This window comes from Paenibacillus sp. H1-7 (assembly GCF_022354825.1).
Lineage (GTDB): Bacteria > Bacillota > Bacilli > Paenibacillales > NBRC-103111 > Paenibacillus_S.
Map to the genome: position 1 here is coordinate 5,836,882 of NZ_CP031168.1, position 12,485 is coordinate 5,849,366.

At 48.9% G+C, this 12,485-nt stretch carries 12 protein-coding genes; all 12 read right to left on the bottom strand.

The genetic code is table 11. The features are described from left to right. Positions 1–27: 27 nt before the first annotated feature. A complete protein-coding gene (pgeF, locus tag DVH26_RS25755; RefSeq protein ID WP_239626928.1) occupies positions 28–885 on the bottom strand; it encodes a peptidoglycan editing factor PgeF in 858 nt (285 codons plus the stop codon). A 196-nt stretch (positions 886–1,081) separates the two neighbouring features. Further along, entirely contained in the window at positions 1,082–1,381 is a 300-nt protein-coding gene (locus DVH26_RS25760) for a YlmC/YmxH family sporulation protein (protein ID WP_239626929.1), read from the bottom strand. 178 nt (positions 1,382–1,559) lie between these two features. After that, positions 1,560–2,342, bottom strand: a complete 783-nt coding sequence (sigG, locus tag DVH26_RS25765; protein WP_079910477.1) for an RNA polymerase sporulation sigma factor SigG — start codon at positions 2,340–2,342, stop codon at positions 1,560–1,562. 169 nt (positions 2,343–2,511) lie between these two features. After that, positions 2,512–3,234: an RNA polymerase sporulation sigma factor SigE gene (gene sigE / locus DVH26_RS25770; RefSeq protein ID WP_239626930.1), complete on the bottom strand. Its 723-nt coding sequence runs from the start codon at positions 3,232–3,234 to the stop codon at positions 2,512–2,514. Positions 3,235–3,357: 123 nt separating this feature from the next. Next, positions 3,358–4,278, bottom strand: a complete 921-nt coding sequence (spoIIGA, locus tag DVH26_RS25775; protein ID WP_239626931.1) for a sigma-E processing peptidase SpoIIGA — start codon at positions 4,276–4,278, stop codon at positions 3,358–3,360. A 305-nt stretch (positions 4,279–4,583) separates the two neighbouring features. Then, positions 4,584–5,039 (bottom strand): flavodoxin, encoded by a 456-nt coding sequence (locus DVH26_RS25780; RefSeq protein ID WP_239626932.1) that lies wholly within the window; start codon positions 5,037–5,039, stop codon positions 4,584–4,586. Positions 5,040–5,298: 259 nt separating this feature from the next. Further along, positions 5,299–6,429, bottom strand: coding sequence for a cell division protein FtsZ (gene ftsZ / locus DVH26_RS25785; RefSeq protein ID WP_239626933.1), 1,131 nt, complete (start codon positions 6,427–6,429; stop codon positions 5,299–5,301). A gap of 44 nt (positions 6,430–6,473) precedes the next feature. Continuing rightward, positions 6,474–7,724 (bottom strand): cell division protein FtsA, encoded by a 1,251-nt coding sequence (gene ftsA, locus DVH26_RS25790; protein ID WP_239626935.1) that lies wholly within the window; start codon positions 7,722–7,724, stop codon positions 6,474–6,476. 178 nt (positions 7,725–7,902) lie between these two features. After that, positions 7,903–8,799 carry a cell division protein FtsQ/DivIB gene (locus DVH26_RS25795; RefSeq protein WP_239626938.1) on the bottom strand — a complete coding sequence of 299 codons (897 nt, stop codon included), beginning with the start codon at positions 8,797–8,799 and terminating at the stop codon, positions 7,903–7,905. 222 nt (positions 8,800–9,021) lie between these two features. Then, complete coding sequence (gene murA / locus DVH26_RS25800; RefSeq protein ID WP_239626940.1) at positions 9,022–10,290, bottom strand: UDP-N-acetylglucosamine 1-carboxyvinyltransferase; 1,269 nt, start codon at positions 10,288–10,290, stop codon at positions 9,022–9,024. Between the two features lie 15 nt (positions 10,291–10,305). Then, complete coding sequence (gene murB / locus DVH26_RS25805; RefSeq protein ID WP_239626944.1) at positions 10,306–11,211, bottom strand: UDP-N-acetylmuramate dehydrogenase; 906 nt, start codon at positions 11,209–11,211, stop codon at positions 10,306–10,308. Between the two features lie 205 nt (positions 11,212–11,416). Next, a complete protein-coding gene (locus DVH26_RS25810; RefSeq protein WP_239626945.1) occupies positions 11,417–12,484 on the bottom strand; it encodes an undecaprenyldiphospho-muramoylpentapeptide beta-N-acetylglucosaminyltransferase in 1,068 nt (355 codons plus the stop codon). Position 12,485 lies beyond the last annotated feature (1 nt).

The following is a 12,485-nucleotide window of genomic DNA, read 5'->3' on the forward strand; positions in this document are numbered from 1 at the left end:
CGCGAAGTCACCTCTATTCCATGTTGCCTATTCGTATAGGCCGATCCATGCCGCCATCCGTCCTGTCTTTCCGCCTTCTTTACGATGGGAGAAGAACAAATCCGTTCGGCAGCTTGTGCATAAACTACTCATTTCGATACGAGACGGCAAAATTCCTGCTTTTATCATAATTTGTCGGTTCATTTGTTGCAAGCTTAAGTTATACTTCCCGTTTCCTTTATCTGCATAAATCGGAGAACCGCCGTCTTCCTGTTCATTTCTAATTTGCAGCTCATCCATGGACTGACGGATTCGGGATATCACATGCTCATCCACCTCATAGCAGCAATCACGAATGGATGGCCCTATCGCAGCCAAAACATCATCAGCCGCCGTACCGTAATGGAGACTCATAGCCTCCACCGTCTTCTTGGCTATTTGCAGAACAGTCCCCTTCCAGCCCGCATGTGCCAGGCCGATAGCGTTTTGTACCGGATCATAGAACAACAGCGGTACGCAGTCCGCGAACAGAGCATGCAGAAACAGTCCCGGCTCATTCGTTATGAAAGCGTCCTTGGACTGAATGGCCCGCTCCCTGGAATCAATCCCTGCACCCGCATGCTCCCGGGTAATGATCTGTACCTCGTTCCCGTGCACCTGTTCCGCATAAGTGCATTGATCCAGCCCGACCCTCAGCGCTTCCGCGAGCTTCTCTCTGTTTCTTACCACATCTTCGTGAATATCATTTACGTGAAGGCCGCAGTTCAAGCTGCCGAACTCGCTTTTGCTGACGCCTCCGAGCCGGGATGTAAATCCTGCTGTCAAGCCTGCATTTTGGTTCATCCAGCTTTTTATATAAAACAGCTCGCACCCGTTCTCCACCTTTTGCAAGACAAATGGTTCCAATCCAATCAACCCCTCGCCCTCGATTTCCGTATATCCTCTCTCTACCAGTATACACGATGGAGAAACAAAACCTCAAAACAAAGCTTCAAAAATGTTCCAATATTCCTCACAAACACAACATAAAAAATAACACACATCGAAAAGCGCCCCGTGAATCGGGCGTCTTCTAGTGTGCCTGCCAGCTTGAATCGGGGTGTTACCCCCTATATTGCCGGTTAAATTCCTGCCCGGCTTCCATTTCCTCCTGTTGCCGGTAGGTTCTTACATCGTCCAGCTTAACCAGAACAACATCCATGCCGATCTTGACGATGTTTTTCCACGGGATGACGACGTCCGTTGTTCCCCCGAACCATCCGAAGAAGCGTCCGCCGTTAGGCACGACGATCGATTCGATTCTCCCTTGCCGCAGATCCAATTCCAAATCCGTTATTTGTCCGAGCTTTTTACCGTCCACAATATTGATTACGTCCTTGGTTTGAAAATCCGATATTTTCACGCTGCAACCACCACGTATTCTCATGTATTATTTACCGACTGACCAACGATTGGTATGCTCGCGCATACTATATATTTACTATATGTAGAACTTGGGCAAAATGTCCATATTCAAGAAAAAAAGACCCTTCTCTCCCGGTTGGTCAGGCGAGTCAGGTCTCGGACTATTGCAAGATCGGTTAATTTTTTACGTGCTTTTGCATTTGCGATATCGCCGATTTCTCCAATCGGGAAACTTGCGCCTGGGATATGCCGATTTCATCAGCAACCTCCATTTGCGTCTTTCCATCAAAGAAGCGCATGGACAAAATCATCTTTTCCCGGTCATTCAGCTTCCGCATAGCTTCCCGCAGCGCGATGCCTTCAATCCAGGACACATCCTTGTTGCGGTCGTCGCTAATCTGATCCATCACGTAAATCGGGTCTCCACCGTCATGATAGATCGGCTCAAACAAGGAGACAGGATCCTGTATCGCATCCAGTGCAAACACGACATCCTCCTTAGGCACATTAAGCGCTTCGGAGATTTCGTAAATCGTAGGCTCGCGGGAATTTTGGTTGGTGAGGCTGTCGCGAACCTGCAGCGCCTTATAAGCAATGTCCCTTAAGGACCGGGATACCCGAATAGGGTTGTTGTCACGCAAATAGCGTCGTATTTCTCCGATAATCATAGGTACTGCATACGTGGAAAACTTAACATTTTGGCTCAGATCAAAATTATCAATTGCCTTCATCAGTCCGATACAGCCGACTTGAAACAGATCGTCTACATATTCACCGCGATTGTTGAAACGTTGAATGACACTCAGCACTAATCGTAAGTTGCCGTTGACCAATTTCTCTCTTGCCGTTCTCTCGTTGTTCGTTTGAAGTTGAACGAATAATTCACGCATTTCCGCGTTGGTAAGAACAGGTAGCTTTGCAGTGTCCACACCGCAAATCTCGACTTTGTTTCGGGTCACCGTGATTACCTCCCAAGGAGAAACATTACTGTTAATTATCTCCTCGGTCTGCATTTTTATGCGTGGGTCACACCTGCCTGTACAACCGCCGGAAAGGCAAGCGGAGCAAATTTCCAAGCAAATCAAGCGCGGATTCGCTTTCATCGGAGCGAAAAAACTTTTTTCCAGTTTACACCATTTTATTGAATTCCTTGCGCAGCCTTTTGATAATGCGCTTTTCCAGGCGCGATATATATGACTGCGATATCCCAAGCATATCCGCAACATCCTTCTGCGTCTTCTCCTCTCCGTCCTGAAGGCCGAAGCGCAGCTCCATTATCGTCCTCTCCCGTTCAGAGAGCTTATCCAATGCTTTATGCAGAAGCTTCCGGTCCACTTGCTCCTCGATATTACGGTAGATCGTATCGTTCTCGGTTCCCAGCACATCCGATAGCAAGAGCTCGTTCCCGTCCCAATCAATATTGAGGGGCTCGTCGAACGAAACCTCCGTACGGATTTTGCTGTTACGGCGCAAATACATAAGGATCTCATTCTCAATACAGCGAGAAGCGTAGGTGGCCAGCTTGATTTTTTTCTCAGGGTCAAACGTATTCACCGCTTTAATGAGACCGATCGCGCCAATCGATACGAGGTCCTCAATGTTGATTCCTGTGTTCTCAAACTTGCGGGCAATATAAACGACCAGCCGCAGATTTCTCTCAATCAGCATGGCACGAATAGCTGCATCTCCCGAAGGAAGCTTCTCCAGCAAGTATTCTTCCTCTTCGCGTGTCAAAGGAGGAGGCAGGGCTTCACTTCCGCCGATATAGTAAATCTCCTCCCCTTTGAGGCCAAGAAACAGCAAAAGACGGAAATAATAGATTTGCAGAATGAGCTTCAACTTCAAGAGCATATTCGTGTTCCTCCTTAGCATTGTGCATAATGGATTCGTTCAAGATATAAGACATTGATTCGGTCGCATCTCCGGCTAATCCGATACCTCATGATTTACTGCTCTCAGATTACTGCCTTATTCTCAGGAGGATTGCAGCAGCGTAGGATGGATGATCGCCTGATAGGCATTGTCCGCGCTCAGTTTGCCACCGTCCAGTCCGATCAGCACCTTTAACGTTTCGAACTGCTTGTCGTTATACGTGATGACTACCCGATCCGGTTTGATTGCCAGCATAAACTGCGTGCTTCGGTTCACACCCCGGTATGGAACCAGCCTGAGCCGATCCTGCCATTCAAACTCATCGGTTCCTATCGCTCCTACAATTTGATCGACTTCGGACTTCTCGATTCGTTTCTTCCACGATTCCGGTATTTTTTCTCCCCACTGGGAGAGTTCCATGACCATGACCGGCGTTTTGGTCAGCGGATCGTACAGTTGATTGCCGGTATCAATCAGCCCTGTACAGCTGGATTCGAACTCATCGATGTGCACGTCCACCTTGGCAAAATAGGAGGACATCTCTTCCTTGCGCTTGGCAGCCTGCTGAACATAACGATACAACAGGATAGAAGAGAACAGCACAACGATAACGAACAGCAGCCCGATCTGCAGCCTGTGCTCCAAACCGCCGGATTGTGTAAATAAGATGCCGTTGATCACTTCGCCCGACGACATCCAAAAATAATGAACACCTACGATAGCACCGGCCGCTACAAAATTAACTACATAAAAAGCCCCCACGTTCCGCCAGAAATGCTGCATCCCTCCATATCCGAACGCAATGAGGAGCATCATTAGAGACAATAGGAACTTCACCGCAAAGGTGAACAAAAAGGAAAGCGGCGGAAAAAACAAGAACACGACATAAACCCCGCCGAGACATGCCGAGCATACAAGCCTCCACCATCGAAACGTTAACTTTCGAGATTTTGCCGTTGCCAGCAGCAGTGCCGCATCAATGAGCATGTTGATCAGGAAAATGATATCCACGTATACGATCATTTCCCGTTTCCCTCCTGGCACTTGGCCGGTTCATTCATTGATTTGAGCGAATGAGACAAGTATATAGTAAGCTTATTCCAAAGTCTGTCTAAACTTGCCGATTAGGTGCAACTTTTTTTGTCAGATTTTGGATTGCAATAATGAGGACAAGCTTGACCTGTAATCGCTGGTTAGGCTGCCGTCTCACTGTACATCATGTTTATAAGCTGTCATCCGTTAATGAAAAAAGAGAGGGCTTATGCCCCCTCCTTCTCCGGTCCTCCATGCGTTAAGTAACATCTATTCCAACATTTCATATGTAAGAGCTATTGCGAATTTCCGTTCAAAGCTTGAACAAACTGGCTGCCATAATTTTTGCAATCTTCTTTTTCTTCCTTCGATGGAGATAATTCAATCTTGAGTCCATCCAATACAACCTCCGCTCCACGCTCCTTCAGCTTTTCAATGAGTGTGTCCACGGCAGCGCCGTATTCCGAGTAAGAAGAATCGCAAGAACCGAAGACGGCAGCTCTTTTTCCGGTTAAATCCAGATCGTCCATATCATCATAAAAGTCAAGAAACTCGTCCGGCAAATCACCGTCGCCCCAAGTATAAGCTCCCAGCAAAATTCCATCATAATGTTCCAGCTCGGATGGGTTGCTATCCATTACATTTTTCTGGACAAGCTCTGCACCCGCCTCGACTACACCATCTGCTATTGCATCCGCTATATCCTCTGTATTGCCTGTCATGCTTGCAAAAATCATAATTACATTTGCCATGCTAGTTCCTCCCCAGTCCGTATGCATAATCAGATGATAACGATTCTCATTATCAAATACATGTAAATGATAATCATTATCATCTTTGTTGTCAATAGTTTTTTCATAGGCTCTGGTAGTTTTGCTAGCACGGCTCCCTGCTTTTTCTTACGCCAATCTTGTTCTGGGACCTGATTTCATTTTCCTTCTTGTCGTATCGAACAATAAAAAAGCCCTCTTCCACCAGGAAAGAGAGCTTTTGGGTTACCTAAGGCACTGCTTATTTATCCATTCCGTTTCTTCCGCGGTTGCGTAGGAAGGTCGGAATATCCAATTGATCGCTTGACGTTTGACCGCCGAAAGGACGCAAATTGTTTGTGCCTCGGTTGTCACTTGGTGCAGACTCCTGCGAGGAGGTATTACCGCCAACAGGTCTGCGCTGTTGTTGAACTTCCGGTTTATGTTCAAATCCGGTAGCGATTACAGTCACCTGAATTTCATCCTTCATCTTCTCGTCGATAACGGCACCGAAAATCATATTGACTTCCAGATCGGACGCGGAAGCAACAATATCCGCTGCTTCATTGACTTCATACAACGACAGGTTGGCACCACCTGTAATGTTCATCAATACACCGCGAGCGCCGTCGATGGAAGTTTCCAGAAGCGGACTTTGGATCGCCTTCTTGGCAGCTTCTGCAGCCCGGTTCTCGCCCGTTGCGACTCCAATACCCATCAGAGCAGAACCGCGCTCGGTCATAATCGTTTTTACGTCGGCAAAGTCAAGATTGATAAGTCCCGGTACGGCGATCAAGTCGGAAATCCCTTGGACGCCTTGACGAAGAACGTTATCGGCTACGCGGAATGCTTCCAGCATCGGCGTCTTTTTGTCAACGATCTCGAGCAATCGGTCGTTAGGAATGACGATCAGCGTATCTACTTTTTCCTTCAAAGCTGCGATCCCTTGCTCTGCCTGCATTGCGCGTTTACGGCCTTCGAACGTGAACGGTCTCGTTACGACGCCAACTGTAAGCGCTCCGCATTCCTTGGCGATTTCAGCAATAACGGGAGCCGCACCCGTACCTGTTCCGCCGCCCATACCGGCGGTGACGAATACCATGTCGGCACCTTTCAAGGTATTGAAGATCAGCTCGCGAGATTCTTCAGCCGCCTTCTTCCCTACTTCCGGGTTGGCACCTGCACCCAATCCGCGGGTAAGCTTATCTCCGATCTGCATCTTTTGATCCGATTTGGAATATTGAAGCGCTTGAGCGTCCGTATTCACCGTAATGAATTCTACGCCCTTCACTCCGTTGTCGATCATGCGGTTAACGGCGTTGCTACCGCCGCCGCCCGCACCGATAACCTTTATTTTTGCTAGACTATCCACGTCCATATCAAATTCAAACATACTCTATTGTCCCCCTCATTAAGCTTCATAAGTCAGGCGCACCCTTAAATAAACTCGCTCAACCAATTCTTGAATCGTTCCATGGCCGACGGCTTTTGTTCGCTGGCCGCGGATGGTTTTTTTGGATTCGAGACGGATTTTTTCACTGCGCTGTTCGTTTTGGCGGTTTTCAAATATTTGGAAGCATATTGGATAATCCCTACTCCACTAGTGTAAGAAGGGTCGCGAACGCCGATGAAATCAGGTACGGCAATTCTGACAGATGTAGCTAACTCGGCTTGAGCAACAGCTAAAACACCCGGCATGGATACCGTTCCGCCAGTCAGCACATAGCCTCCAGGCAGCTCGGAGAAACCGAGGCGCTGTACTTCCAAATGGATTAAATGGAATATTTCCTGCACGCGGGGTTCTACGATATTGGCCAAATCCACTTGCGAGAATTCTTTATCCACGTTGCTACCTATCCGATTGACCTTGAATACTTGATCGGCAGCAGCATGCTCGATGACGGAACAGCCGAATTTCAGCTTGATCTTCTCGGCAATATCCACTTGAGTACGAAGCCCGATCGAAATATCGTTCGTTATGTACTCGCCGCCGATCGGCAGTGTGGATGTGGCGACTAAATTGTTTTGTTCAAAAACGGCAATCGTCGTTTGTCCTGCGCCAATATCAACGAGCACGGTTCCGACGGATTTCTCGTCCTTCGACAGGCACAAATGTCCCGCCGCCAAAGACATCAGAATCAAGCCGCCGACTTTCACTCCCGCTTTCTCGACAACGCGAAGAAGATTATGTATCGCTGTCTTGGCGCCGGTAATAATAGTTGCTTCGACTTCGAGACGAACGCCGATCATGCTGCGCGGATCATGGATTTCATCCAGTCCGTCCACCAAATATTGGTTCGGTACGACTCCGATAATCTCGCGTTCAGGTGCTAGAGGAATTACTTTCGCGGCTTGAATGACGCGTTCGATATCCTCATCCCCGATTTCTCGGTCTTCATTGGAAACGGCAACTACGCCATGGCTAGATTGCAAAGCAATATGATTCCCGGAAATTCCAACGTAAACCTCTGCTATTTGAATACCTACCATACGTTCTGCGTGATCGATCGCGTTGCGAATCGATTGAACGGTCTGATCGATATCGACAATGGCTCCCTTGCGAATACCTTCCGAGTCGGCAGATCCAACCCCTATTATATTAATGGCGCCGTTAACGACTTCCCCAATAATAGCACGAACTTTGGATGTACCGATGTCCAAACTAACAATGATGTCATTGCTGCTCAACCTGTGGCACCTCCTATGACTTTTAATAGATATGAGCATCGATGAAAAGAAAGCTTCTGTACATATTCCACACGACTGGGATTTTCCCTCTTTTTTCGCAAATTTTTTTATACATTTGCGCCTAAACATACCGTAACTTCAATTCTATCATTAATTCTAGCGATTGAGTAGCTATTTTCTACCCGTTTCGCGGTGTTTCTTTGTCCTGTGTCTTCGTATCTTTACCTGTTGGAGCTTTGGTCGAATTCTCTTTGACGGCGTCCTTTTTCGGGTCTGTTTTGGTGTCTTTGGACGCGCTGTCTTTGCCCTTGGAGGCATCGGTATCGAAGGGGGCGTGAGTGTCCGCCTCCAGCAGCTTCAGGACGCCGGTATTGATTTTATTTTCCTTCAGGCTGGTAATATAAGTACCCAAATAGTTCAGCTTCTCAGGCAAATATCCGACGGTTGTAATCACTTCAAACTGGGAACGGGTATACATTTTGATCCGGTCGGGGTACGATTCCGATGGATCCGGTTTGATTTCCGAAATATCCGTTAATGTAGAAGGCGAAGCCGAAGCGAGCGCTTTGCACAGCTTATTCTTCAATTCCTCGTTGCTTCCCCACCCCGTTAAAATGGGCTTGTCCATCACGAAGTTGACATCTCCCGATACGGCGACGACGCTCCCGTCTGCAAGAATCGCCTCAGGCTGATTCTCGGCGTTGAACTGGTAGGCAACTCTCGGATATTCCTTGACTTCAATCTCGATTACACCGGGAAAATGCTTGGTCACCTTCGCCGACTCTACCATTCGCAGCGATTCGATCTGCTCCTCGATATAATTCGAAGTAACGGAAAAGAAATGATCCCCTACCTTGACCGGGGATGCTTGTAATACCGCATCGGCCTTCAGCAGCTCCTGACCCTTGACTTCGACCGCTGTAATCTTGCTGAGAGACGATTGGAAGAATAGAATGCACAGCAGAATGATGAAAAATAAAAAAAGAAACAAAAGCAGTCTTCTGCTGCTTCTTGATTTTGTTTTTGCCTTCGGTTTCGGTTTCTGGATGACAGGCAATCTTTGTTCGGGGTGCAAGGTTGTCCCTCCTAAGGGCTTTCTGAAGGAAAGCCTTCTTCGTAAGCATGTGCTGAGTTTTTGCGATAGCAAAAACTGGCTTCGTAAGCGTAAGCCGGGCTTTCTGAAGGAAAGCCTTCTTCGTAAGCGGAAACTATGTAAACCGCTGGTATCCCCGTCTAAAAAAGAGGGGATAAATCAGCGGCAATGTTCATAGGAATCATGATATAAGTTCGTAATGAGTTATTCGGAAGGAACAGGCAGCACACGATTGATATTGGCTCCGAGACGGGAGAGCATGAGCTCGATCCGGTCATACCCCCGGTCAATATGATGAATTTGTTCGATGACCGTCGTTCCTTGAGCGGCAAGACCTGCGATTACAAGCGCGGCTCCGGCTCTTAGATCGGTTGCTTCAACGGTAGCACCGTACAGTCTGGGAACGCCTCTGACAAACGCTGAATTCAAATCCAGACGAATGTCGGCACCCATGCGGGAAAGCTCGTCGACATGCTTGAATCTGCCTTCAAACACGGTCTCTTTCAAAATGCTCAGCCCATCGGCCAATGATAGCAATACCATTATTTGCGATTGCAAATCTGTCGGGAATGAAGGATGCGGCGAAGTGACGATGCGTTCTACTGCTTTGGGCCGCGATAAGCAGCTTATATTCATTATATCACCGTTAATCGCTATTTGAACACCTGCGCGCTTCAGCACATGAATCGCCGATGTCAAATGGGCGGGACATACGTTCTCCAGGGTAACGTTCCCTCGAGTAACAGCTGCTGCGATCATCATGGTACCGGCGACGATCCGGTCCGGAATTATGCGATAAGTACATGGAGTCAGCTCGGATACCCCTTCGATCGTTATCGTATCGGTACCCGCTCCAATAATGTTAGCTCCCATCGCATTCAGGAAATTCTGCAAATCTTGTATTTCCGGCTCTCTGGCTGCATTGGAAATGGTAGTCAAGCCCTCGGCCATCGTAGCAGCCATCATAATATTTTCCGTAGCACCAACACTCGGAAAATCAAGTACGATCTCTGCACCGCGCAATTGCTTGGCTGTGCACACAATCATATTGCCGGACTCCTCTATTTGCGCTCCTAATGCAGTGAGTCCTTTCAAATGTAAATCTATCTTTCTTTCTCCGATCGCGCAGCCGCCGGGCTGATAGACTTGCACTCTACCAAAACGCGCCAACAACGGCCCCATCAAAAAGATGGAGGATCTCATCTGACTCATCAGATGCTCAGGGATGTGATGCGAATGCGCTGTGGATGTGTTGACGGTAACTCTATCGTCCTGGTGCTCCGTGCGGCAACCTAGAGCCTTTAGTATGCTCAGCATGACCTGAATGTCCGACAGGTCGGGTACGTTGTGAATCGTAATCGTACCATCCGCCATCATGCCTGCTGCCAATATGGGCAATGCGGCGTTCTTCGCACCGTGAATCTTGATGGCTCCCGATAGAGGTCTCCCGCCCTCGATAACCAACTTTTCCAAAGTCCCACCTCCGATTTACCGCTCACCCACCACCAATACTTCAGGTACAAGCTTGACGGAGTACATTTCCAATACAGTCCGCTGCACTTGTTCAATGAGGGTGAGCACGTCCTTAGCTGTCGCTTGCCCGGTGTTGACGATGAAATTGGCATGCATTGGCGATATTTGGGCTCCACCGACGCGGTAACCCTTCAAGCCCGCCGATTCAATAAGCTTCGCAGCAAAATGACCTTCCGGATTGCGGAATACACTCCCCGCACAAGGCATATGCAGCGGCTGGGTCCGCTTGCGGCGGTCTTTGTAAGCCGCCATCGCTCCGGCGATTTCTTTGCGGTCCCCGCTCTTCAGCTGGAATACCGCCTCTGTAACGATTCCCGGCTGCTTTTGCAATAACGAATGCCGATAGGAATACTCGAAATCCGCCTGCTGCATGGTAACCAATTCACCTGTCGGGAGCAGAACTTCAGCTCTTAACAGTATTCGTGACACATCGGATCCATGAGCTCCGGCGTTCATGTAGACGGCGCCCCCTACCGTTCCCGGAATGCCTCCGGCGAACTCCAGACCGGTCAACCCTTCCTTGCCGGCCATGACGGATAGCTTGATAAACGAATAAGCTCCTCCGGCATAAACGACGTCGCCATCAAAACGCACTGTATCCAGCACCGGCCCGAGCTTGATTACGATTCCTCGTATTCCTTTATCGGATACCAGCATGTTGGAACCGCGTCCGAGAACGGTCCAAGTCGTTTGATGCCGGTGCAGCAGCTTGACGGCCTCGACCAGCTGCTCTTTGGTTTCGGGAATGAGCAGAACATCGGCCGGTCCGCCAATCTTCCAAGTGGTATGAGGCGCCAGCGGTTCATTCAGCCGACATTCGCCGAATTCGCCGCTCAGCAATTGAGTAATGACCTGTTGCATGGGAAAACCTCCTCCACAGAACCTCCGGGCTGCCGGCCTCGGCAATGCCGAAAACCGGAATGATCAGGAACGAACTAACGCCGGTGGTGCCGGCTTTTTCCGTACTGTCATGCATGCTCCGTTGTCTGTCACGGTTATAGTGTAGTTTATGTTCAATCGGAAATAGTGTGACAATCGCCCAAATAGTTTCTTCTTAACGAGAAAGTTACTTCAGACTGATTTGTTGAATCAGGTCGATAATCGTGTCGGCGGCATTGCTTTGTTGGGTCGTTCGGATATTGTTCGCGATGCTCTCTTTGTTCTCGTAAACTCCGTCGAGACTTTGAACGAGCGTTTCCGCCGATAAGTCTTCTTCGAACAATACACGGGCGTAGCCCTTTTTCTCGAAGGAGGCCGCATTGAGGATCTGGTCCCCACGGCTCGCCTGTTTCGTTAGAGGAATGAGCAGCATCGGCTTGCCAAGAGCCAGGAATTCGAAGATCGAGGTCGCTCCGGCCCGGGATAATACGATATCGGTCATCGCCAGCACATCGGCCAGCTCATCGTTGATGAATTCGAACTGCTTGTAGCCCCTGCGTTTGGCGTAAGTGTCGGCCACATGCCCTTTACCGCAAATATGTACGATCTGGAATCGCTCCAATAACGGGTCCAGCGCGTCTCTGACGGCCTTGTTGATCGCTTGGGCCCCCAAGCTGCCGCCCATGATGAGAAGCACCGGCTTTTGCTTGTGAAACTCGCATAAATCGTAAGCACGGCTTGCCTTGCCCTGCAAAATTTGATCGCGGATTGGAAGTCCGGTGCAGATCCCTTTATCGCCCTTGATATGCTTCAGCGATTCGGGGAAATTGACGCACATCCGGGTGACGAACGGCATGGAAATTTTATTCGCCAGTCCCGGGGTCATGTCCGACTCGTGGCTGATGACGGGAATACGGTTCAACCAGCTTGCCACTATGACCGGTACGGAGACGAAGCCGCCCTTGGAGAACACGATGGCCGGCTTCAGCTTGCGAAGCAGCATGTACGCCTCTCCGATCCCTTTGACGACCTTGAACGGGTCCTTGATGTTTTTCAAATCAAAATATCTGCGGAGCTTGCCGGACGATATATGATGAAACGAAATGCCTGCATGATGAATAATATCTTTTTCTATGCCGTCTCGGGAGCCGATATATTGGATATCCCAGCCCAGCTTTTTCAATTTGGAGATAATTGCAAGATTCGGAGTGACATGTCCTGCTGAACCGCCTCCTGTAAAGACGATGGTTTTCAAG